Raw genomic sequence first — 20636 nt, 5'->3', positions numbered from 1 at the left:
GAGCAGGCTTTAAAAAAATCAGGTTGGCGCGGCCCGAGAGAAACTGGGGCGCAACGCCTGCAGCGCATTCTTGATCATCGACGCGCAGAGCGTGAAGAACACGGACCCGGCGGCCTTGAAGGGCTATGACGCGGGCAAGAAGGTCTCGGGCATCAAGCGCCACATTGCGGTGGACACCCAGGGGCTGCCGCATCCGATGGCGGTGACGACGGCAGAGGTGACCGATCGCAAGGGCGCGCTGCAGGCACTGGAGCGTTGCAAGTCCAGGCTGGCCCGGGTGCAAAGCCTGTTGGCCGACAGTGGCTACGTGGGCCAGCCCTTTGCGCAGGGGGCGCAAGACCTCCTTGGTGGGCATGTGACGGTACAAGTCGCCAAGCGCAGCGAACTGCACACCTTCAGGGTCATACCCAAGCGCTGGATCGTCGAGCGCAGCTTTGCTTGGCTGGACAAGAACAGGCGGCTATGGAAGAACTGCGAGCGGCTGCTCAACACCAGTCTGCAGTTCATTCATCTGGCCTTCTTGGGGCTCTTGCTCAGAAGACTACAGGGACTTCCCACGTAGTCAAGTGCGGTAGGTAGGCGTGGTTTTCTTTGAAGACGGTTTCCCAGCGATCGACGCGACCGAACTGCTTGAAACTAGGAACAGACTGCATCTCTACAGCCGGGCTTGTTGCACTTGGTGCGGCCCCAGATACGAACCGCTCAGCGGGGCTCCATTCATTGAGCGTGGCATCAATGGATCCACAGACTTCTGTTCGAGCTGACCCGCTGCCGGTCTGACCAGTTCAATGCATCTTCGATTTCACGTCTGGCAAGGAAAGAGATTTCGTGACGGATATTGTCGTCCTGGCCGGTTACGCTGTCGCCGGCATCGATCCAGTTGGGGGAACGCTGACATGGCGGGCGTCATAGCGCTTGCTGCCAGTCATGACGGCCCAGAGAATCCGAGCGTTCTTGTTGGCGAGTGCCACAGCGGCCTTCTGCCAGCCGCAGCGCTCGCGCAATCGCTGCGCCCACTGCGAGATGGGGTCGTCGTTGTACTTGCCGACCAACACAACCGACTTGGCACCCTGTATCAGCAGGTTTCGCAAGTAGTTGCTGCCGCGCTTGGTGATGCTGCCCAGGCTGGTCTTGCCGCCGCTGGAATTCTGCTTCGGCGTCAGTCCCAGCCAGGCGCCGAACTGGGCGCCATTCTTGAACTGCTTGAAGTCGCCGACCGTGGCCACTACCGCCGATGCGGTGATGATTCCGACCCCCTTGAGCTCGGCAGCCCGCTGGACCTGCTCGTCGTCCTTCTGGTGGGCAGCGATGCGCTCGTCGCACCACTGGATATGTATCTCGAGCTCTCGCCAATGTTCCTGAGCCCTTTGCAGCACCAGGCGGGCCATGCCGGCGATGTCGTTGCTGGCGTCTTCCAGTACTTCGTTGAGGTGCTGCCGCAGGATGGCGGGTTTCTGTGGCAGCACGACGCCGAATTCGGCCAGCAGACCTCGGATACGGTTGATGCAGGCGGTTCGCTCTTCCTTGAGGGCCTCTCGCAGGCGATGTACGCACAGCATGCCCTGCTGAGGCAGTGTCTTGGGCGGTACGAAGTTCATGTGCGGTCGCGAGGCCGCCTCGCAGACGGCTGCGGCATCGTTTGCGTCGTTCTTGCCGCTCTTGCCCTGGATCCGGTATGGCGCGACAAACTGCGCTGGAATCATGCGGGCATCGAAACCGCGTTCGCGCAATTGACGGCACCAGTGGTGGGCGCCGCTGCAAGCCTCCATAGCTACCAGGCAGCCTGCGGGCAGATCGGCACACCAGGCCAGGAACTTCTCGCGCTTGAGCGCCCGGTTTGTCACCACCTTGCCCGCGGCGTCGACCGCATGAACCTGGATGACGTTCTTGGCCAGATCGACGCCGACTCGTGTAATGTTGCGCATGGGACTTCCCCTTCCATAGTGGTTGAGATTGACTTCCAACACGCCAATCTTGGCACTCGATGCCGTAGCCCGGAAGTGGGAAGTCCCTTCGTATTCTTTGAACACGCTCTAAGAAGACTAAAGCAAGAAAAGACCCGCACTTGGCGGGTTCCTTTTGGCTCAATTGTCTTGAGCTGCCAGGGTCACGTTCTCTGCCCCACGGTTCGTCCAACCACGGCCAAGCTCAGTGAACTTTGTCAAGGAAGCCCAGAACTTCAGTTGGTATCCTGTGTCATCGTCGCAACCGACGCTGCTCACCATCTACAGTGACGCCCACAGAACAAGGCCGGCAGCCACGACTGCCATGCCAGCCGCGACCATGTTCATCATGGCGACACGCCGCGCCTCGCGGATCGGCGCGACGAGCTGCGCCGTCACTCCTTCTACCTCGTTCCGCACGGCCTCGGCGGCCGCCTTCGCTCCGTCCTGCATTCCCTGAGTCATGGCATCCTTGCTGGCCGCCAACGTCGCGTTGAGCGTCCTTTCCGCCTTCACCTTGGCGTCATCACCCCATCGGTGGGCGATGGTCTCCAACTCCGACTTGAAGGCGTCCAGCATTTCCTGCTGGGCCGATGCGCTGTCCTGCATCAACTTCATGTTGATGGTCTGGAGGATCAAGATCGGATCGTCCCGACCCACGGCGATGCCGTGTTTGGCCGCGATCTCCCGTATCAGCTCCTCGATCTTGTCGTCGGTCGCCATCAGAGCACCGCTGCGTTTTCGAGCTGGGCGAAGAGCTGGGTTTTCACGATCTTGAGCCGCTGACGCGTCATGATCGTGAGCGCCGAATTGGCCAGGGCCTCATCGAAGGTGCGCCGATCTTGGAGCATTTCGGCGAAGTCGCGGCCGTAGGTCTCCTCTTTCAGCGCCGGAATCTGGATGATGGCTGACACGCGTCCCTTGTTTGCCGTGTATGCCTTCAACTGCTCGAACCCCTTGCCCTCATGCTCGATTGGCCCCCAATACGGGTTCAGCCAGACCACGAACAGGCATCCAGCCGGAAACTGGCTGGCGAGTTGAGCGAAGCCGCTCACCGTGTCCACCAGGGCCTGCCCGCCGGTGACGACTGTATGCACCACGAGTTCGTGGCCCATCTCCTGGAGCAGCGCCGGCACCTGGTTGCTGATGAGGTAGTGAGACAGCGGCACGAACGAGCTGGCCCCGTTGTCGATGATGACGTCGCTATCGGCCGAAGCGATCATCTCGACCAAGGCGTCGAAATTCCGGGTGTTGATCTCGTCGCCGTCCATGATTTTGAGCCGGCGCACGTTCAGGGCTTTGTAGCCCTCGAACGTCGCGTTGACCGGATCGGTGTCTATGCAAAGCGGCTTCTGTCCCCTGCTGGCTTTGTACTGAGCGATGGTCGCCGCGATCATCGACTTGCCGACGCCGCCTTTGCCTTGCAAAACCATGTGAATCTTTGCCATTACAGTAAGTCCTCTTTCTTTGGAGTCGCGTCAAACGTGAAGCCACCGATCTTGGGCGGTTCACTCTTGGGGGTTTCCGAGGTTGGTGGCGCGGCCTTCGGGTCGGGCTTTGCGCCCTTGGCCTGGCTGTTCGGGGGAGTGGTGGGAGCCGGTGCAGCAGCGACCGGCACGGCCTTGATGTACCGCTTCACGTGCTGGGTGAAGGTTTCGTACCGACAGCGCAGCCGGTCGGTCTCCTTCATGTGCTCCCAGACCGTCTTCATCGCATAGCCCGCATCGAGCGCCGCTTGCACGTCACTCTTGACGGCCAGAAAAGCGACTACGTGCTTGTCCTGGCGCGGCTTCTTGGCTTCCCGTCCCTTCACCCATTCAGCCAGCTCGTCGGGGTAGGTCTTTGGCATCGTGTTCGTCCATCCCTCTCGTTGCAAATCCAACGCTACTGAGCAGCGCTGCAAAACCGCAAAAAGTCCGCTGTCAGAGTGCATTGGCACGCTTCGACAACGGGATTATGGGTCGTCGTCGAATATTTCGCTATATCCGTTACAAATTTTGCGCGCTGATGGCGTGATACTTGTGGATAAATCGAAATTGCAGGTATAGACTTTCCTTGGAGTAATTGACGCCGTAAGGCGGGCAGGATGTGCGAAGTTAGCTAACCGGACAAGCCGGTTATCTATCTTCGCTGTCCCTTATTCGTGCCTGCGGCACTCAACGGTCATCCTGCTCTGCGAGGCACCCGGCTACCGCCGGGAGGAAGTGAGGCAAACGACATGAGTTCCATTTTTCCGCTTCTGGACTTGCCCGAAGATGACGTGGCGCAATCAAGGCCCGCCGAAAAGCGGCGGCAGCACTTGCGGGTGCCGGTGTTCCCCGGTGAAAAAGAACTGATCGAGGCGAACGCCAGAAGGGCGGGGGTCAGCGTGGCGCGCTACCTGCGCGATGTGGGTCAGGGCTACCAGATCAAGGGCGTCATGGATTACGAGTACGTGCGCGAGCTGGTGCGCGTCAATGGCGACCTTGGTCGGCTGGGAGGCTTGCTCAAGCTATGGCTTACCGACGATGCTCGTACGGCGCGCTTCGGAGACGCCACGATCCTTGCACTGTTGGGCCGGATCGAAGCCACCCAGGACGAAATGAGCCGGCTCATGAAGTCCGTGGTGCAGCCGAGGGCCGAGCCTTGAGTGTTTTAGCAGCTAAAAAGCTGGAGACCGGCCGATGATCGCCAAGCACGTGACCATGCGCTCGCTGGGCAAGTCAGATTTCGCCGCCCTGGTGAACTATGTCACCGACGCGCAGAGCAAGGAACACCGGCTGGGCCAGGTGCACATCACGAACTGCGAGGCCGGTTCCGTGCGTGACGCCATCACGGAGGTGCTGGCGACACAGCACACAAACACCCGCGCGAAGAGTGACAAGACCTATCACCTGATAGTCAGCTTCCGGCCCGGCGAGCAGCCCAGCGCCGACACCTTGCGCGCGATCGAGGAACGCATCTGCGCGGGATTGGGCTACGGCGAGCATCAGCGCGTCAGTGCCGTTCACCACGACACCGAAAATCTGCACATCCACATCGCCGTCAACAAGATTCACCCGACGCGGCTCACGATGCACGAGCCGTACTACTCGCATCGGGCGCTGGCCGAGCTTTGCACGGCCTTGGAGCACGACTACGGACTGGAGCCAGACAACCACGAATCGCGCAGACGCGGTGCCGAGAGTAGGGCGGCAGACATGGAGCGGCATGCTGGCGTGGAAAGCCTGGTCGGGTGGATCAAGCGCGAGTGCCTGGACGAGATCAAGGGCGCGCAGTCCTGGCAGGAATTGCACCAGGTCATGCACGAAAACGGTCTGGAGCTGCGCGTCCGTGCCAATGGCCTCGTGTTCGAGGCTGGCGACGGAACGATGGTCAAGGCGAGCACAGTAGCCCGCGACCTTTCCAAGCCGAGCCTGGAGGCTCGGCTTGGCCCGTTCGAGGCTTCGCCCGAGCGGCAGGCGCAATCCAACGCGAAGCGGCAGTACCGAAAAGACCCTATCCGGCTCCGCGTCAATACCGTGGAGCTGTACGCCAAGTACAAGGCTGAGCAACAGAGCTTGACGACGGCGCGCGGTCAGGCCCTGGAGCGTGCTCGTCATCACAAGGATCGGCTGATCGAGGCGGCCAAGCGGTCGAACCGCCTGCGCCGCGCAACGATCAAGGTGGTCGGCGAGGGCCGAACGAACAAGAAGCTGCTGTACGCCCAGGCCAGCAAGGCGCTGCGGAGCGAAATCCAGGCAATCAACAAGCAGTTCCAGCAGGAGCGCACCCTGCTCTATGCCGAGCACAGCCGGCGCACGTGGGCTGACTGGCTCAAGAAGGAGGCGCAGCACGGCAGCGCCGATGCCTTGGCCGCCCTGCGTGCCCGCGAGGCGGCCCAGGGCCTCAAGGGCAACACCATCCGGGGCGAGGGCCAGGCGAAGCCCGGCCAGGCGCCGGCGGTGGACAACATCACGAAGAAGGGGACGATCATCTTCCGCGCTGGCATGAGCGCCGTGCGAGATGACGGCGACCGCCTGCAAGTCTCCCGCGAGGCCACGCGCGAAGGGCTGCAAGAAGCCCTGCGCCTGGCGATGCAACGCTATGGCAACCGCATTTCCGTCAACGGCACGGTGGAGTTCAAGGCAAAGATCATCCGCGCCGCCGTCGATTCCCAGCTACCCATCACCTTCGCTGATCCGGCGCTTGAGAGCCGGCGGCATGCGCTTTTGAACCAGGAGAACACCCATGAGCGAACCGAAAGACCCGAGCATCGAGGACGAACTGGACGCGGCGCTGGCGGCCCTGGACAGCGGACCGCTGCCGACCAACACGCTACCGAAGTCGCAGCCGTCGCCCGAACAGGCGACGGCCGGCCAGCAGCCGGCCGAGGCGACCGCGCCGACGCCGGCCATCATGCCGCCAACATCCACTGGAAGCCCGACCTTGGACGCATTGGAAAAAAACCGCCGCCCCAAAGCCAGCACCGTTTGCGAACATTGTCCGAACTCGGTGTGGTTCGCATCGCCGGCGGAAGTGAAGTGCTATTGCCGCGTGATGTTCCTCGTCACGTGGAGCAGCAAGGAACCCAACCAGATCACGCACTGCGACGGGGCATTTCTCGGCCAGGAACAGGAGTAGGAGCTACTTCTCCAAGCGTTACAGCCGCCGACAAATACATCATAGAACGTGAGTCGAAGCGTCTAAAAGGTTTCGATATACCGAAGCATATTCGATATACTGCCGGCGATGGTCCTCTCAAGTTTCAGGGCATCAGGAACGTCGATAACCAGGCGCTGGCTCTCTTGAAGCGAGGTGATGTGGTCATGGTGATGCCCATTGACCAGGCCACAGCCCGGCGCTTGACACGCATCGCTGTTGGCGATGCAGTCTCGATCAACACGAAGGGCTCCATAAAAACGTCGCAAGGGAGGAGTAGATGAAGTTCAAGATGAACAATGCTGTTGGGCCGCAAGTCAGAGCTGCGAAACCAAAGCAGAGCAAGCTGCTGCCGGTGCTAGGAGCCATCTCCCTGGTCGGCGGCCTCCAGGCCGCGACACAGTTCTTCGCCCATACGTTCGCCTATCACGCCACCCTTGGCCCGAACGTGGAGCACGTGTACGCCCCCTGGTCTATCCTGCACTGGACATACAAGTGGTACAGCCAGTACACGGACGAGATCATGAAGGCCGGCAGCATGGGCATCCTGGTTTCGACCGTGGGTCTGCTGGGTGTGGCCGTGGCGAAAGTCGTCACGGCCAACACCTCGAAGGCGAACGAGTACCTGCACGGCTCGGCTCGCTGGGCCGAGAAGAAGGACATTCAGGCGGCCGGCCTGCTTCCGCGCGAGCGCAGCGCCTTGGAGAGAGTCACCGGCAAGGCAGCGCCCACGGCCACCGGCGTGTACGTGGGCGGCTGGCAGGACAAGGACGGCAATTTCTTCTATCTGCGGCACAGCGGCCCTGAGCACGTGCTTACCTTCGCTCCCACGCGCTCGGGTAAGGGCGTCGGCTTGGTGGTGCCCACGCTGCTGTCGTGGGGCGCGAGCAGTGTCATCACCGACTTGAAGGGCGAGTTGTGGGCGCTGACCGCCGGTTGGCGGCAGAAGCACGCCAAGAACAAGGTGCTGCGCTTCGAGCCGGCCAGTACCTCGGGCGGCGTCTGTTGGAATCCGCTGGACGAAATCCGCCACGGCACCCAATACGAGGTGGGGGACGTGCAGAACCTCACCACGCTGATCGTCGATCCAGAGGGCAAGGGCCTTGACTCGCACTGGCAGAAAACCGCCTTCGCGCTCCTGGTCGGCGTGATCCTACATGCACTCTACAAGGCGAGAGCCGAGGGTAGAACGGCCACGCTGCCGTCCGTCGATGCGATGCTGGCCGATCCGAACCGGGACATTGGCGAGCTTTGGATGGAAATGGCAACCTACGAGCACGTAGACGGCCAGAACCATCACGCCATCGGTTCGGCGGCCCGCGACATGATGGATCGTCCCGAAGAAGAAGCCGGCTCGGTCTTGTCCACGGCTAAGTCCTACCTGGCCCTGTATCGCGACCCGGTAGTGGCGCACAACGTCAGCAGGTCGGACTTCCGCATCAAGCAGTTGATGCACGAGGACGACCCGGTAAGCCTCTACATCGTCACCCAGCCCAACGACAAGGCTCGCTTGCGGCCTCTGGTGCGCGTCATGGTGAACATGATCGTGCGACTGCTAGCTGACAAGTTGGACTTCGAGGGCGGTCGTCCGGTGGCGAACTACAAACACCGGCTCTTGATGATGCTGGACGAGTTTCCGAGCCTTGGGAAGCTGGAGATCATGCAAGAGTCGCTGGCGTTCGTGGCCGGCTACGGCATCAAGTGCTACCTCATCTGCCAGGACATTAACCAGCTCAAGAGCCGAGAGACAGGCTACGGCCACGACGAAAGCATCACATCGAACTGTCACGTGCAGAACGCCTATCCGCCCAACCGCGTCGAGACGGCCGAACATCTGTCCCGCCTCACCGGGCAGACCACCGTAGTGAAGGAACAGATCACGACCAGCGGCCGCCGTACGGCGGCGATGCTGGGTCAGGTGTCGCGCACCTATCAGGAGGTGCAGCGGCCCTTGCTGACGCCCGATGAATGCCTGCGCATGCCGGGGCCGAAGAAGAACGCTCAGGGCGAGATCGAAGAGGCCGGCGACATGGTCATCTACGTCGCCGGCTACCCGGCGATCTACGGCAAGCAACCCTTGTACTTCAAAGACCCGGTGTTCTCGGCACGCGCTGCAATCCCCGCGCCCAATGCAAGCGACCGCTTACGCGCCGTCGCACAGGCCGAGACGGAAGGGGAGGGCGTCACGATATGAGCCGCATCCTGAAACGCATCGCGGCAGGCTTCGCCATCGCTGGAGTGGCCACCCTGCTGCTTGCCGCCGGCGGCTATGCCGCCGGTGCCCGCGTGAATACCACCAAGAGCATTCCGGTCGGCCTGTACTGGAAAAGTAGCGCGCCGGTGGAGAAAGGGGCTTACGTCCTCTTCTGCCCGCCCCAGCTCGGCGTGTTCGATGATGCCAAGGAGAGGAGCTACATCGGGGCCGGCTTCTGCCTGGGCGGCTACGGTTACATGATGAAGCGCGTTTTAGCCGCTAAAGACGATGCCGTGGCTGTCGACGATGACGGCGTGCGCGTGAACGGTGAACTGCTGCCCCTCAGCGCACCGATCAAGGCCGACAAGGCCGGCCGGCCGCTGCCGCGCTATCAGTCCAACAGCTACACGCTCGGCAATGCCGAGGTTCTGCTCATGTCGAACGTGAGTGCCACGTCCTTCGATGGCCGTTACTTCGGCCCGATCAATCGTTCGCAAATCAAGAGCGTGATCCGCCCCGTCATCACCTGGTAGGGAGACACCATCATGCGCCTTTTCATCGCAGAAAAGCCGTCCGTCGCCAAGGCCATTGCCGGCGAGCTGGGCGCGACCGGCAGGGGCGAAGGCTTTATCGAGTGCGGCACCGACAAAGTGACTTGGTGCTTCGGCCACATGCTCGAACAGGCCGACCCCGACGAGTACACGCCCGATGACGTGCCACGCGGTCAGTCGGGCAAGAAGGTCTGGCGCGTCGATGAGCTGCCCATCATCCCCGAGAGCTGGATTCTCAAGCCCAAGGACGACGCGAAGAAGCAGCTCGCCGTGATCGGCAAGCTGCTCAAGGAGGCCAAGGAAATCGTCAACGCCGGCGATCCCGACCGCGAAGGCCAGTTGCTGGTTGACGAAGTGTTGGAGCACTTTCGCAACAGCAAGCCGGTGCGCCGCTTTTGGGTGAGCGCGCAGGACTCTGTTTCCGTCAAGCGCGGCCTGGCCGCGTTGAAGGAGAACACCACCTATGCCGGCTGGGCAGACGCCGCTCGCGGGCGGCAGCGCGCCGACTGGCTGATCGGCATGAACCTCAGCCGCGCGTACACGCTGCGCGCGCAGCGCGGCGGCTCCCGTGCCCTGCTGACCGTGGGCCGCGTTCAGACGCCGACGCTGGCCCTCGTGGTCGCCCGCGACCGCGAGATCGAGGCGTTCAAGGCCGTGCCATACCACACCATCCGGGCCCTGGTGGAGCACGCCGGCGGCAGCTTTACCGTCGCATGGATGGCCAGGGAGGATCAAGCCGGCCTGGACAGCGAGGGCCGGCTTGTCGATACCGCCGTCGCCGACGCCCTGGTGGCCGCCGTCAAGGGCAAGCCGGGCATCATCGACGCGTACAAGCAGGAAGCCAAGAGGCAGAACCAGCCGCTGGCCTTCGCGCTGTCCGACATTACGGCCGTGGCCTCGGCCAAGTTCGGCTACAGCGCCGAGGACGTGCTGAACGCCTGCCAGGCGCTCTACGAGACGCACAAGCTGACCTCGTACCCGCGCACCGACTGCGCCTACCTGCCGGAGTCGCAGCACGCCGACGCGCCGCGCGTGCTGGAGGCGATCAAGCACGTCAACCCCGAGTTGGTCGGCCTGATCGATGGTGCCGATTCGCGCATCAAGTCCAAGACCTGGGACGACTCGAAGATCACCGCGCACCACGGCATCGTGCCAACCATGCAGAAGGGCAGCAAGGCCGCCCTCAGCGAGCGCGAGCGCAACATCTACGACCTGATCGTGCGCGCCTACCTGGCGCAGTTTTACCCCTTGCACGAGTACATGCAGACCACCGTGGGTGTCGAGATCGCTGGCGAGAACTTCGCCGCCAGCGGCAAGGTGGTCACGCGCAACGGCTGGCGTGACGTGTACAGCCAGGCCGATGAGGAAGCCGAGAAGGATGAGGACGACGACAGCGGCACTCTGCTCCTGCCATCGATGACCCAGGGCGACGCCGTGAGCTGCACGGACGCCACCCGCAAGGACGCCAAGACGAAGCCGCCGGCGCGTTTTACCGAAGGCACGCTGATCCGCGCGATGGAGAACATCCACAAGTTCGTCAGTGACGCCGAGCACAAGAAGATGCTGCGGGAGGGCGACGGCATCGGCACGTCCGCCACCCGCGCGTCGATCATTTCCGAGTTGAAGCGGCGCGAGTTCCTGGCCGTCCAGGGCAAGCAGATCATCAGCACGACCCTCGGTCGCAGCGTCATCGACGCGCTGCCCGAGGTTGTGAAAAGCCCGGTGCTGACCGCGCTCTACGAGCGGATGTTGAAAGGCGTCGAACAGGGCTCGGCCGCTCTGGACGCCTTCATCGCGAGGCAAGAGACGTTTATCCGCGACCAGGTGGCGAAGGCCAACAGCGGAGCCGTGACCATCGCCGGCGGCAAGGACGCCGCTCCGGTGTCGTCCCTTCACAAGTGCATGGCCTGCGGCAGCGGCTTGTCGCGCCGGGCCAGCAAGAAGAAGGGGCAGTTCTGGTGGGGATGCAGCAACTTTCCCACGTGCAAGCAGACCTACCCCGACCTCAAGGGCCGGCCCGACTACAGCAAGGGCCGCAACGGCCCGGCATCCGAATGACCACAGCGAAGGAGACCAACCATGAACGAGCAAACCACCAATACCACCGCCCAGGACGAGCCGCTGGCCGTCCTGCCCCCGGTTGACGACGACGCCGCCGGCCGCGAGGCCGTGCGCGAGAAGATGGCCGACGCGCTGACGCCCGGCTTCCAGGTCGAGTTCGATCCCGATGAAGCCGAGCGCGTCGGCGCGTTCGTGGAGGACGCGTTGTCCGAGCAGGACGCTGCCGAGAGCGGCGACGACCTGGTGGAGGTTGATGGCGCGCTAGAGCCGGCATTCCTGGATGACGAAGGCCCAAGCGCCGACATCCCGCCGTTCATCACCACCACGAACGCCCGCGAGCTGTACGACCTGCGGCCTGGCGAGACGGTGGCCCAGGCCGCCGCGCGCAAGGCGTCTGAGGGCTGACCGAGGGCGTCGAGAGTTCAACGAGCTATTCCGAAGGGAGGACAACATGGAGCCGAAGAAGCCGTTTCACGAAGTCGTGGCCGAAAAGCTGATCGAACAGCTCAAGGCCGGCACCGCACCGTGGCAAAAGCCGTGGGAACCGGGCCAGCCCAACGCGTACCTGCCGTTCAACCCGACGACCGGCAAGCGGTACAAGGGCATCAACGCGATCCACCTGATGGCCCAGGGCCGCAGGGATGGCCGCTGGATGACCTACAAACAGGCTGACGCCGTGGGCGCGCAGGTGCGCAAGGGCGAGAAAGGCACGCCGGTGCAGTATTGGAAATTCAGCGAAGAGCAAGACAAGCTGGACGAGAACGGCCGGCCTGTCCTTGATGAGAAGGGCAAGCCGGTCAAGGAAACCGTCATGCTCGAACGGCCGCGCGTGTTCTTTGCGACCGTGTTCAATGCCGAGCAGATCGACGGCTTGCCGCTACTCCAGCCACTGAAGGAACAGACCTGGAATGCCGTCGAGCGCGCCGAGCACATCCTGAAAGCCTCGGGCGCGAAGATCACGCACGCGCCTGGTGATCGGGCGTTCTACCGCCCTTCGACCGACAGCATCACCCTACCGGAGCGCGGCCAGTTTCCCAGCTCCGACCGCTACTACGCGACCGCGCTGCACGAGCTGGGCCACTGGACAGGCCATGAGTCGCGTTTAGGCCGCGACCTGGCGCATCCATTCGGCAGCGAAGGCTACGCCAAGGAAGAGCTGCGCGCCGAAATCGCTTCCATGATCGTCGGCGACGAGCTGGGAATCGGCCATGATCCGGGCCAGCACGCCGCCTATGTGGGTTCCTGGATCAAGGTGCTGCAAGACGAGCCGCTGGAGGTGTTCCGAGCTGCCGCCGACGCCGAGAAGATTCACGACTATGTGATGGCCTTCGAGCAGAAGCAGGTACAGGAGCAAGACCAGCAGCAGGCAGAAGACCAGCGGCCGCCGCATGAAATGACGCTGGCCGAGTTCATCACCCAGGCCAAGACCGAGGAGCTGACCAACCACGGTCGCAAGTGGAATGTCACTCTTGGCGACCGCTACGCCGCCTTTTCCGACGCCGACAGCCCGCAAGCCGCGCTGGCCGATGTTCATTGGGCGGCCGTTAATAATGCCCTTTTCCTCAACACACCCGAGGCTGCCGGGATCAGCAGAAAACCAACCTTGCCGCCCCCTGCTGTGTTGGCAGAGTACCCCGACCTCGTTGCGCAGTATCCCCAGGCGACAGAACAGGAGAACAAGATGCAAGCGCTGGACGCTAAGGCCGACCAAGCTAGCGGTCGCACTTACATCAACGTGCCCTTCAAAGAGAAGAATGAAGCCAAGCAGCTCGGTGCGCGCTGGGATCGGCAACAACAGTCCTGGTACGTACCGCAGGGCGTCGATGCCGCACCCTTCGCCAAATGGGCGCAGGTAGATGCTATGGCAGCCGGAGAGCCGCGTTCGGTCCAACAAGCCCAGGGCGAAACGCAGAAGCTCGAGCAGCAAACCCAGCAGGCCCGCCAGTACCTGGCGGTGCCCTACGAGCAGCGCAATGCCGCCAAGGCCGCCGGCGCGCTTTGGGACAAGGCCGCGAAGTCCTGGTATGTCGGCCCGCGTGCCGACGCGGCGAAGCTCGAACGCTGGAAGCCCGAGAACGTGCAGGCCCAGCAAGGGCCAGCGATGACGCCAAGGGAAGAGTTCGCCGAGGCCATGCGCAGCGCCGGCCTGTTCACCGGCAGCAACGCCCAGGGCGATCACCCAATCATGGACGGCATGCGGCACCGCGTGCCGGTCGAGGGCGGCAAGAAGGGCGCGCTCGATGGCTTCTACGTGGGCCACCTGGACGGGCACCCGGCCGGGCGCATCATCAACAACAAGACCGGCGTGGACATTACCTGGAAGAGCAAGGGCTACGCCCTGAGCGACCAGGAGAAGGCCAAGCTCCAGGCCGAGGCAGCCGAGAAGCTGGCCCAGCGTGCCGTCGAGCAAGAGCGCGCCCAGGAGGCCACCGCGCAGCGTGTCGGCCAGCAGATGGCCAACCTGGTGCCCATCGAGCAGCCGACCCCCTACCTGAAAGCCAAGGGCATCCAGGCGCACGCCGGCGTGATGACCGACCGCGAAGGCCAGAAAACCTACGTTCCAGCCTTCGACGTTGAGGGCAAGCAATGGACGATGCAGTACATCCAGGAGGACGGCACCAAGCGGTTCGCCAAGGACTCGAAGAAGGAAGCGTGCTTCCATCCGGTCGGTGGCATGGACGCCCTGGTGGCTGCGCCTGCGCTGGTGATCTCCGAGGGATACGCAACAGCGGCCCAGGTGGCCGAGGCCGTGGGCCACGCCACGGTCGCCGCATTCGACAGCGGCAACCTTGAAGCCGTGGCGAAGGCGTTACACGCCAAGTTCCCGGATAAGCCAATCATTATTGCTGGCGACGACGACCGCCACCTGGTTATGACCCACGGCAACAACCCCGGCCGGGAGAAAGCCGATGCGGCCGCTCTGGCCGTAGGCGGCAAGGCGATCTTCCCGATCTTCTCGCCGGCCGAGAACAACTACCCGCGCGACTTGCCCGCCATCACTCCCGACAGCTTCAAGGCCCATTTGCGCGCCGAGCAGCGCCTTGCCGACGCCGCCGCCGGCAAGGTCGAGCTGGCTGGCGACGAGGCGGCCAAGCTCAAGGCTTCGATCTTGAGCGGCGCGCAGATCGCGGCGCTGTCCACGATGAAGCAGCACACCGACTTCAACGACCTAGCGCACAAGAGCGAGCTGGGCATCGAGGGCGTGAAGCGGCAGATCGGCGCGGCCCTCAGCCAGGTGCAGCGCGAAGAGCAGCAGCACCAGGAACAGAAGCACATCGAGAAAAAGCAACAGCAGCTTGAACAGCGCCCGAGACGTGTCGCACGCATCGGATAAAGGCAGCTTCGCTGCACACCAGGCCGCGCGGTTTGCTGTAGGCAGAAACCCAGCTTCAACCAGATACTGCGCGAAAATGGTCAGGTGCTGCTTGACTTGTGGGGAGGCCCTTGTAGTACTGTGCGATCCGAATTCTGAGACGATCCCTCCTTGCTTCAGGGATATAAAGCCTGATGAAGCGTTTTGGCGTATATTTGATTGATGAAAAATACTCTTAAACGTATCAAGCATCCTGTCGCCCTGGTTCGTCTGGGCCAAGCCCTACGTCTTCGCCGCGAGCAGCTTGACATGCCACAGAGCAAGGTGGATGGCATGCGGCAGGCTACCGTCTCCAAGATCGAGAACGGCGGTGATGTCACCCTGGATACGCTGATCAGCTACGCCTCGGCGCTGGGCCTTGAAGTGACGCTGGCGCCCATCGGACAAAGCCAATACCTGAAACCAGGCCCAGTACCGGCGCCTGATGAGCATGCAGGGAGCGTGCCGCTCGACCTGCTCGACGAATTCGATGACTTAAAGGACGATGCATGAACGCGGTCAGTACCCTGGCGGTGTACCTGAACGGCCTGTTGGTCGGCCACCTGACCCATTACCCCGACGAAAAGACCCACTTCGTGATCGACGAGGGTTATCTGGACCTGGGCCCCAAGCGTCCGATCCTCTCGCTGTCGCTGGCCCGCCCGGGTGACGAAGCAAGCACCCGTGCGCTGCTGCTCGACAGTCGGCACAAGTCGGCTTCGGTCAAGGGGCCTCCTTTTTTCTCGAACCTGCTACCCGAAGGTGGTCTACGGCGCACCATTGCCCAGCGCCTCAAGATCCACGAGGACAGAGAATTTCTGCTGCTGCGGGCGCTTGGCCGCGATCTGCCCGGAGCCGTGATCACCACTCCTGCTGAAGCTCAGGCTTATAGCCGAGCGGGTCGAGGTAGCACTGCGGCCCATCCGGCACATGGCCCTGACGAGACCGATTTTCTGCACGAACTCAAGTTCTCTCTGGCGGGCATGCAGATGAAGTTTTCCATGCTGCGCCAGGGCGAACGCCTGACACTGGCGGGGGAAGACGCGCTGGGCAACTACCTGGTCAAGCCGCCGTCGCGTGACTTCGAGGCCTTACCCATAGTGGAGGCTGCCACCATGCAAGTCGCACAGGCTGCGGGCATCGAGGTACCCGAAATCCGCCTGGTGCCGGTCAGCCAGATCGACGGCTTGCCCGACATTGAAGTCTTCAATACTGGTGAGCCGTTCTACGCCATCAGCCGCTTTGATCGGTCACCGTCGAACACTGGAGGAGAACGTATCCATATCGAGGACTTTGCCCAGGTCTTCAACCTGAGGGCACAGCAGAAATATGGCCAGGTCAACCACGAGATGATCGGTCGGACCCTGCTGCGCTATGCCGGCGGATTGCCCGATCTGCAGGAGATGGCCCGGCGCATGGTGTTCAACGTGCTGATGGGAAACGGTGATGCCCACATCAAGAACTGGTCGCTGATCTACCGCGACCCATCGCGTCCCCGACTGGCACCGGCCTACGATCTGGTGCCCACCGTGGCCTACATGAGCCGGGATACCTCGCTGGCCCTGAACATGGCCGGGGTCAAGCGCTTTGCCGACATCACGCTTGACACCTTTGCCGCCTTTCTGTCCCGGGTTGGCATTGCCGATCAGGTGCTGGATGCTGTGATGGCTGAGGTGAAGCTTGTCGGCCATCGGGTGCTGCATGGCTGGGGAAACCAGTTTCATGCAGCCGGCGTTCCGGAACGACTGATTCGGCGCATCGCGGCGCACCAGGCAGGGCTGCCTCTTGCGGCAGCGTTCGGCGCAAAGCAAGGCGCGTGAGAACCGCCATCAACGTGGAACGGTGTCCGCGATGGCGGTGGAATGCTGTCCGGCATCGCGTGGAATACGCACAAGCTCAAAACATGCACGTCAAACCGTGTCGGATTACCTCGACAGACGGAAATTCAGCGCTGGACGTTTTCCGACAGCAAGATGGCGGCTGGTGACACGACTGAATACGAAGGCAATGTGTGCGGGTGTGATCGCGGTGCGGTAGCGGGTGAGGATGCGGCCGCGAGCGCGGACCGACCCACCGGTCGCCGGGGAAAGGGGTTCCATGTTTCTGCTCCAGAAGAATGCACACGGGCTGAGCACGCGCAGGAACGCGCGGCAGCCGCTGCTGACCACCGACCCAGCTTCAGAGGCCGAGTGGTGTCAGGGTGGACACGTCAGAGCAGGGAGGGCGGACGCCAGATGCTGGCGGGCTTGCCACGCAGTGGCTCGGGGGGCGCGGGTGCGTGCAAATCGCTCACAGGGAGCGCCTGCGCCACGGCCATGACCGGCGGCGCCACAAAGCCCGTGGGGGCCTGGCACTCCTGCCCGGTCTTGCACATCTTGCCGGTGAGCTGAAAGGTCTCTGCGTCGTTGCAGCAATCGTCAATCGCCATGTCCTGGCCGGTGTGGACCGAGTCGCCTTGCATGGCCATGGCCGCTTCCATCGGGCATGGCGGCTGCAGGCGCACGCCACCACCCCAACCCTGCAAAGGCAGGGCCAGGCACAACAGGAGAGCCAGGAACAGGCGCATGGGCGGATTCTAGGACGATGCGTTCTGCGTGGGAAAGCTCAGGCAGAAGGTGGTCGTCTGATCGGTGGACGCCACCGATGCCGATCCGCCGTGGGCTTGCATGATGGCTCTGGTGATGGACAGGCCCAGACCCGTGCCTTCTGAGTCGGGGTTGCTGCGCGACTTCTCGGCCCGGTAGAAGCGGTCGAACAGTCGCGGCAGGTCGGCTGCGGGGATTGCGGGACCGGCGTTGTGCACGCAAAGCTGGATCTGACCGTCGCCAGGAGTCACCGACACCCGTACGGGTGCGTTCGGCGGCGAGTACCGTATCGCATTGGACAGCAGGTTGCTGATCGCGCGGCGGATCATCAGCCGGTCGCACACGATGTGCGCATTGCCATTCGCTTCGAGGGCAATGTGCTTTTCTTCTGCCAGCGCTTCGTAGAAGTCGAACAGGTCCAGCACTTCATCGAGCAGCGACACGGTCTCGCGGTGCGGCAGTTCGATCCCGTGTTCGGTCTTGGCGAGGAACAGCATGTCGGAGACCATGCGGGCCAGCTGCTGCAACTCCTCGGCGTTGGACGCCAGGATGTCCTGGTACACGCCCACCTCCCGCTTCTGCGTCAGCGACACCTGTGTCTGGGTCAGCAGGTTGTTGATGGGGGTACGAAGTTCGTGTGCCAGGTCGCTGGAAAATTCCTGCAGGCGCGCAAAGTCCGATTGCAGGCGTTCGAGCATGGTGTTCAGGCTTTGCGCCAGGTCAGCGAACTCCGCAGGTACTGCGTCCACGGGCATGCGCTGGTCCAGCTTGTGGGCCGTGACCGTCATGGCGCGCGCTCTCATGACACGCAAGGGCTCCAGGCCACGGCGGGCGGCCCACCAGCCCAGCAGACCGCTGATCAGGATCGCGCCTACCAGGTAGAGCGCCAGGATCTGCCTGAGCGACTGCATGAAATGGGTGTGGTGCGCTGTGTCCAGCGCGATCAAAAGTTCAAGTGATGCGCCGTCACTGGCCTGGCCCGTCCATGTGGAGGGAGGCCGAATGGCCGCCCTCAGACCTCGCAGCGTTTGGTCACCGGCCATCCAGTCGAAGGCGTGCCCATCTGTGCCGATGGATGACGGCAGACGGGAGAACACCGAGCTCGCTTCTCCATAGACCAGGCCGGTGCTGTTGCGCAGCTCGATGAACAAGCCGTGGTGACTGGTCAAAAGCTCATCCAGTCGAGGGACCAGCATCTCCGATGACGATGCCTCACCGACGATGGTTTGCACCAGGTCGATCTTGTCCTTCAGGAAATCCCTATCGAGTTCGACAAAGTGCCGACCTACGGCTATCGAGACCAGAAGACCCAGCCCGACCAGAACGCAGGCCGATACCAGGGTATACAGCGCGGTCAAGCGCGCCGTCAGCGACAGCCGGCCGAGCATCAGTGGGCGTCCTCGGGTGCTTCGAGAACGTAGCCCATGCCGCGCACGGTCTGGATCAGGCGCGGTTCAAATGCATCGTCCACCTTGGCCCGCAAGCGCCGCATGGCCACTTCGATCACATTGGTGTCGCTGTCGAAGTTCACGTCCCACACCTGCGAGGCGATCAGGGAGCGCGGGAGCACCTCGCCATGGCGGCGCATCAGCAGCTCCAGCAGGCCGAATTCCTTGGCCGTCAGATCGATGCGTTTTCCGGACCGGGTCACCCGCCGGCGCAGCAGGTCGAGCTCCAGATCGGCTACTTTCATCGAAGTGGGTTCCATACCCGTGCGGCCACGCCGAAGGATCGTCCGGACCCTGGCCAGCAGCTCGGCGAACGAAAACGGCTTGACCAGGTAATCGTCGGCCCCCAGTTCCAGGCCCTTGACGCGGTCTTCAACCTGATCGCGTGCCGTAAGGAACAGCACCGGCATCTGGCGCCCCTGACTGCGCAGGTTCTTGAGCACCTGCCATCCGTCCATGCCTGGCAGCATGATATCCAGGATCACCAGATCGTGGTCCCCCTCCAGGCCATGGTGCAGACCGTCCACACCGTTGGTCACGAGGTCCACGGCAAAGCTGGCCTCGCGCAGGCCTTGTCTGAGGTAGTCACCCGCTTTGGGCTCATCTTCAACGATCAGAATTTTCACGTTCACATTCTCCTGACCGCAAGTTTGCCTGTACCGAAGCGGGCGTGACGAAAGCTGACATTTTTGTAATCCGGCCGACAGGGAAGTGACGAACTCGCCTCGCCAGAATCCGCACCACTTGATCCACATCAAAAGGAGCGATTGCAGTGAAACCTTTGTTTAGTCATCGAGCCACGAGCCAGCTGCTGGTGGCGGGCCTGTTGGCCCTGCCATTCGCGCTGGCTGCGCAGACGGCCAGCCCGACGCAGGAGGCCGACTGGCGCCGGGCCAACGACGCGGTGGGAGCGCTCAAGCGCGGCCATGCCGACGTGCTCAAGTGGGAGCAGGCCAATACCAGTGCAGCCACCGCGACGCCAGCCAGCACCCTGGGTGTTGCCATGCCCACTACGGAGGTGGCTGTTCGCATGGCCTGGACGGTGCACCGCGATCTGGCCCGTGCTTTGGCTCGGCTGGGTCCGAAGAACGAACAGCTGATCGCAGAAGGCCGCTGGACAGAACTCGACCCCAGCCTGCAACGCCGCGTCGAGGATGCCAGTGAGGTGCTGGAGGTGGCTGCGGCCGGCCGCAAAGCCTGGATCGAAGCTGTAGCCGCTCAACAGGTGCTGAAGCACCAGCGTGACATGCTGGAGGCTGCCCAGGCCGCCTATGAGCTGGGGCAACGCATGGTGACAGTGGGCAACTGGAGCAAGCTGCAGCTGTCTCCCGTACAACTGGCTGCCTCCAACGCACGCATGAATCTGCGGCGAGCGCAGCAAGCCGCCGCCCAGGCGCAGGCCAATCTGGTCAAGACGATGGGGCAAACAGGCCTTCAGGATGGCTTTGAGCTGCCGGACCAGCTGCCTGCCATCCCGGTGCAGCCCATGACAGCGGCCGAACTGCAGAAGCGCGCTGAAGCGGTTCGCAGCCATTTGCCAGATGCAGAAAGCCTGCGCAACCGTGCTCTGTCGAAGTCGGCCATGAACGTTTACTGGGCCGCCCATGCGTTGGCGCAGGACAGCCAGGGAGACATTCTGAAAACCCGTGAGTTCATCACCGAAGAGACGGTGCTGCACTACAACGGCATGCTCAAGAGCGTATGGGACCTGCTGGACGAGGTGCGCAACCAGTCCCAGGCCACCGTGGACGCCATCGGCGCTCAGCGCGACTTCTGGATCGCTGAAGCCGATCTGCAGTGGGTATTGCAAGGCGGAGAGCCCGACAGTTTTGTGAGCCTGGGGGGCGCCGGTGGCGATGCCCCGGCTGCAGCAGCGCATTGA

At 62.8% G+C, this 20636-nt stretch carries 18 protein-coding genes and 1 pseudogene; 12 read left to right on the top strand and 7 right to left on the bottom strand.

The window, feature by feature from the left end:
* A pseudogene (locus tag C6P61_RS15445) lies at positions 1 to 562 on the top strand (IS5 family transposase); the annotation flags it as partial.
* 19 nt (positions 563 to 581) lie between these two features.
* Positions 582 to 764 carry a hypothetical protein gene (locus C6P61_RS18400; protein WP_146115069.1) on the top strand — a complete coding sequence of 61 codons (183 nt, stop codon included), beginning with the start codon at positions 582 to 584 and terminating at the stop codon, positions 762 to 764.
* Between the two features lie 90 nt (positions 765 to 854).
* On the opposite strand, the gene C6P61_RS15440 is transcribed toward C6P61_RS18400, so the two are convergent.
* The 4 genes from C6P61_RS15440 to C6P61_RS15420 form a co-directional block, all read right to left on the bottom strand.
* The gene (locus tag C6P61_RS15440; protein ID WP_105730821.1) at positions 855 to 1925 is read right to left on the bottom strand and encodes an IS110 family RNA-guided transposase; all 1071 of its coding nucleotides are present in this window, start codon (positions 1923 to 1925) and stop codon (positions 855 to 857) included.
* Between the two features lie 300 nt (positions 1926 to 2225).
* Entirely contained in the window at positions 2226 to 2666 is a 441-nt protein-coding gene (locus tag C6P61_RS15430) for a conjugal transfer protein TraM (RefSeq protein WP_105730820.1), read from the bottom strand.
* Complete coding sequence (locus C6P61_RS15425) at positions 2666 to 3391, bottom strand: nucleotide-binding protein (RefSeq protein ID WP_105730819.1); 726 nt, start codon at positions 3389 to 3391, stop codon at positions 2666 to 2668. Before C6P61_RS15425 ends, C6P61_RS15430 begins: the two co-directional genes overlap by 1 nt.
* Positions 3391 to 3792 (bottom strand): TraK family protein, encoded by a 402-nt coding sequence (locus C6P61_RS15420; RefSeq protein ID WP_105730818.1) that lies wholly within the window; start codon positions 3790 to 3792, stop codon positions 3391 to 3393. Before C6P61_RS15420 ends, C6P61_RS15425 begins: the two co-directional genes overlap by 1 nt.
* A gap of 369 nt (positions 3793 to 4161) precedes the next feature.
* On the opposite strand from C6P61_RS15420, the gene traJ reads away from it, so the two are divergent.
* The 9 genes from traJ to C6P61_RS15375 all read left to right on the top strand — a co-directional run bounded on the left by traJ (position 4162) and on the right by C6P61_RS15375 (position 16541).
* Positions 4162 to 4572, top strand: a complete 411-nt coding sequence (traJ, locus tag C6P61_RS15415) for a conjugal transfer transcriptional regulator TraJ (RefSeq protein WP_244908974.1) — start codon at positions 4162 to 4164, stop codon at positions 4570 to 4572.
* A gap of 34 nt (positions 4573 to 4606) precedes the next feature.
* Positions 4607 to 6847, top strand: coding sequence for a TraI/MobA(P) family conjugative relaxase (gene traI, locus C6P61_RS15410; protein ID WP_105730817.1), 2241 nt, complete (start codon positions 4607 to 4609; stop codon positions 6845 to 6847).
* Positions 6844 to 8757 (top strand): type IV secretory system conjugative DNA transfer family protein, encoded by a 1914-nt coding sequence (locus C6P61_RS15405; RefSeq protein ID WP_105730816.1) that lies wholly within the window; start codon positions 6844 to 6846, stop codon positions 8755 to 8757. The genes traI and C6P61_RS15405 overlap by 4 nt, the downstream gene beginning before the upstream one ends.
* On the top strand, positions 8754 to 9290 hold the full coding sequence (gene traF, locus C6P61_RS15400; protein WP_105730815.1) for a conjugative transfer signal peptidase TraF: 537 nt from the start codon (positions 8754 to 8756) through the stop codon (positions 9288 to 9290). The genes C6P61_RS15405 and traF overlap by 4 nt, the downstream gene beginning before the upstream one ends.
* A 12-nt stretch (positions 9291 to 9302) precedes the next feature.
* Positions 9303 to 11366: a DNA topoisomerase III gene (locus tag C6P61_RS15395; protein WP_105730814.1), complete on the top strand. Its 2064-nt coding sequence runs from the start codon at positions 9303 to 9305 to the stop codon at positions 11364 to 11366.
* Positions 11367 to 11387: 21 nt separating this feature from the next.
* Positions 11388 to 11774 (top strand): conjugal transfer protein TraD, encoded by a 387-nt coding sequence (locus C6P61_RS15390; protein ID WP_105730813.1) that lies wholly within the window; start codon positions 11388 to 11390, stop codon positions 11772 to 11774.
* A 46-nt stretch (positions 11775 to 11820) separates the two neighbouring features.
* Positions 11821 to 14703 (top strand): zincin-like metallopeptidase domain-containing protein, encoded by a 2883-nt coding sequence (locus tag C6P61_RS15385; protein ID WP_105730812.1) that lies wholly within the window; start codon positions 11821 to 11823, stop codon positions 14701 to 14703.
* A 201-nt stretch (positions 14704 to 14904) separates the two neighbouring features.
* Positions 14905 to 15234: a helix-turn-helix domain-containing protein gene (locus tag C6P61_RS15380; RefSeq protein ID WP_105730811.1), complete on the top strand. Its 330-nt coding sequence runs from the start codon at positions 14905 to 14907 to the stop codon at positions 15232 to 15234.
* The gene (locus C6P61_RS15375) at positions 15231 to 16541 is read left to right on the top strand and encodes a type II toxin-antitoxin system HipA family toxin (protein WP_105730810.1); all 1311 of its coding nucleotides are present in this window, start codon (positions 15231 to 15233) and stop codon (positions 16539 to 16541) included. Before C6P61_RS15380 ends, C6P61_RS15375 begins: the two co-directional genes overlap by 4 nt.
* A 389-nt stretch (positions 16542 to 16930) precedes the next feature.
* On the opposite strand, the gene C6P61_RS15370 is transcribed toward C6P61_RS15375, so the two are convergent.
* From C6P61_RS15370 to C6P61_RS15360, 3 genes are read right to left on the bottom strand one after another with little or no spacing between them, the layout of a single operon-like run.
* Complete coding sequence (locus C6P61_RS15370) at positions 16931 to 17287, bottom strand: hypothetical protein (protein WP_105730809.1); 357 nt, start codon at positions 17285 to 17287, stop codon at positions 16931 to 16933.
* A 9-nt stretch (positions 17288 to 17296) separates the two neighbouring features.
* Positions 17297 to 18694: a heavy metal sensor histidine kinase gene (locus C6P61_RS15365; RefSeq protein ID WP_105730808.1), complete on the bottom strand. Its 1398-nt coding sequence runs from the start codon at positions 18692 to 18694 to the stop codon at positions 17297 to 17299.
* Positions 18694 to 19380 (bottom strand): heavy metal response regulator transcription factor, encoded by a 687-nt coding sequence (locus C6P61_RS15360; protein WP_105730823.1) that lies wholly within the window; start codon positions 19378 to 19380, stop codon positions 18694 to 18696. Before C6P61_RS15360 ends, C6P61_RS15365 begins: the two co-directional genes overlap by 1 nt.
* A gap of 146 nt (positions 19381 to 19526) precedes the next feature.
* Here C6P61_RS15360 and C6P61_RS15355 point away from each other — a divergent pair, with 146 nt between their 5' ends.
* Positions 19527 to 20636 carry a TolC family protein gene (locus C6P61_RS15355; protein WP_146115068.1) on the top strand — a complete coding sequence of 370 codons (1110 nt, stop codon included), beginning with the start codon at positions 19527 to 19529 and terminating at the stop codon, positions 20634 to 20636.

The sequence above is a fragment of the Malikia spinosa genome, from assembly GCF_002980625.1.
Classification (GTDB): Bacteria; Pseudomonadota; Gammaproteobacteria; order Burkholderiales; family Burkholderiaceae_C; genus Malikia; species Malikia spinosa.
Note: the sequence above shows the minus strand (reverse complement) of the source record. Positions and strands in the feature narration are given on the sequence as shown.

Excerpts from the sequence above, each read along its gene's own strand:
- C6P61_RS15440 (WP_105730821.1), bottom strand. The coding sequence starts at position 1,925 with ATGCGCAACATTACACGAGTCGGCGTCGATCTGGCCAAGAACGTCATC.
- C6P61_RS15430 (WP_105730820.1), bottom strand. The coding sequence starts at position 2,666 with ATGGCGACCGACGACAAGATCGAGGAGCTGATACGGGAGATCGCGGCC.
- C6P61_RS15425 (WP_105730819.1), bottom strand. The coding sequence starts at position 3,391 with ATGGCAAAGATTCACATGGTTTTGCAAGGCAAAGGCGGCGTCGGCAAG.
- C6P61_RS15420 (WP_105730818.1), bottom strand. The coding sequence starts at position 3,792 with ATGCCAAAGACCTACCCCGACGAGCTGGCTGAATGGGTGAAGGGACGG.
- traJ (WP_244908974.1), top strand. The coding sequence starts at position 4,162 with ATGAGTTCCATTTTTCCGCTTCTGGACTTGCCCGAAGATGACGTGGCG.
- traI (WP_105730817.1), top strand. The coding sequence starts at position 4,607 with ATGATCGCCAAGCACGTGACCATGCGCTCGCTGGGCAAGTCAGATTTC.
- C6P61_RS15405 (WP_105730816.1), top strand. The coding sequence starts at position 6,844 with ATGAAGTTCAAGATGAACAATGCTGTTGGGCCGCAAGTCAGAGCTGCG.
- traF (WP_105730815.1), top strand. The coding sequence starts at position 8,754 with ATGAGCCGCATCCTGAAACGCATCGCGGCAGGCTTCGCCATCGCTGGA.
- C6P61_RS15395 (WP_105730814.1), top strand. The coding sequence starts at position 9,303 with ATGCGCCTTTTCATCGCAGAAAAGCCGTCCGTCGCCAAGGCCATTGCC.
- C6P61_RS15390 (WP_105730813.1), top strand. The coding sequence starts at position 11,388 with ATGAACGAGCAAACCACCAATACCACCGCCCAGGACGAGCCGCTGGCC.
- C6P61_RS15385 (WP_105730812.1), top strand. The coding sequence starts at position 11,821 with ATGGAGCCGAAGAAGCCGTTTCACGAAGTCGTGGCCGAAAAGCTGATC.
- C6P61_RS15380 (WP_105730811.1), top strand. The coding sequence starts at position 14,905 with ATGAAAAATACTCTTAAACGTATCAAGCATCCTGTCGCCCTGGTTCGT.
- C6P61_RS15375 (WP_105730810.1), top strand. The coding sequence starts at position 15,231 with ATGAACGCGGTCAGTACCCTGGCGGTGTACCTGAACGGCCTGTTGGTC.
- C6P61_RS15370 (WP_105730809.1), bottom strand. The coding sequence starts at position 17,287 with ATGCGCCTGTTCCTGGCTCTCCTGTTGTGCCTGGCCCTGCCTTTGCAG.
- C6P61_RS15365 (WP_105730808.1), bottom strand. The coding sequence starts at position 18,694 with ATGCTCGGCCGGCTGTCGCTGACGGCGCGCTTGACCGCGCTGTATACC.